Source organism: Streptomyces sp. NPDC026417 (genome assembly GCF_055567695.1).
Map to the genome: position 1 here is coordinate 1 of NZ_JBVHPY010000121.1, position 1,289 is coordinate 1,289.

The 1,289-nt window shown below is 71.9% G+C and carries 1 protein-coding gene; it reads right to left on the bottom strand.

Annotated elements, in window-relative coordinates; all coding sequences use genetic code 11:
• Nucleotides 1-1,289, bottom strand: a 1,289-nt coding sequence (locus tag ACZ4NT_RS39320; RefSeq protein ID WP_467730232.1) for a 1-deoxy-D-xylulose-5-phosphate synthase N-terminal domain-containing protein, incomplete at both ends; no start/stop codon positions are given.

Consider the following 1,289-nt stretch of genomic DNA (forward strand, 5'->3'; position numbering starts at 1 on the left):
TCCATGCCGCCGACCCGGCCCACGGCGGGCACCGCCGGGCCGACCGCGCCCTTGGAGAAGCGGACCACGGTGGGCGCGTCGTCGACCTCCACGGCCTCGCGCAGCTGGGCGCGGACCTGGTCGGCGTCGCGCGGGGCGGCCAGCCGCAGGTTCGGGACGACCTGGAGGATGGACATGTCCCACATGCCGTTGTGCGAGGCGCCGTCGGTGCCGGTGATGCCCGCGCGGTCCAGCACGAAGGTCACGCCGCACTTGTGCAGGGCGACGTCCATCAGGACCTGGTCGAAGGCCCGGTTGAGGAAGGTCGCGTAGACCGCGAAGACGGGGTGCAGCCCGCCGGTGGCGAGGCCGGCCGCGGAGACGGCGGCGTGCTGCTCGGCGATGCCGACGTCGTAGACCCGCTTGGGGAAGGCCTTGGCGAACTTGTCGAGGCCGACCGGCTGGAGCATGGCGGCCGTGATGGCGACCACGTCCTCGCGCTCCTGGCCGAGCCTGACCATCTCCTCGCCGAAGACGGACGTCCAGTCGGCGCCGGACGAGGCCACGGGCAGGCCGGTGTCCGGGTGGATCTTGCCGACGGCGTGGAAGCGGTCGGCCTCGTCCTGGAGGGCGGGCTGGTAGCCGCGGCCCTTCTCGGTGAGGCAGTGCACGATGACCGGGCCGCCGAACCGCTTGGCGCGGGCGAGCGCCGACTCCAGGGCCTCGATGTCGTGGCCGTCGATGGGGCCGACGTACTTCAGGCCGAGGTCCTCGAACATGCCCTGCGGGGCGATGAAGTCCTTGAGGCCCTTCTTGGCGCCGTGCAGGGTCTCGTAGAGCGGCCGGCCGACGACCGGGGTGCGCTCCAGGAGGTCCTTGCCGCGGGCCAGGAAGCGCTCGTAGCCGTCGGTGGTGCGCAGGGTCGCGAGGTGGTTGGCGAGCCCGCCGATGGTGGGCGCGTAGGACCGCTCGTTGTCGTTGACGACGATCACCAGGGGGCGGTCCTTGGCGTCGGCGATGTTGTTCAGCGCCTCCCAGGCCATGCCGCCGGTGAGGGCGCCGTCGCCGATGACCGCGACGACGTGGTCGTCCCGCTCCAGCACCTGGTTCGCCTTCGCCAGGCCGTCGGCCCAGCCGAGCACCGTGGAGGCGTGCGAGTTCTCGATGACGTCGTGCTCGGACTCGGCCTGCGAGGGGTAGCCGGAGAGGCCGCCCTTCATCTTGAGCTTGGAGAAGTCCTGGCGGCCGGTGAGCAGCTTGTGGACGTAGGACTGGTGGCCCGTGTCCCACAGCACCCGGTCCCGCGGCGA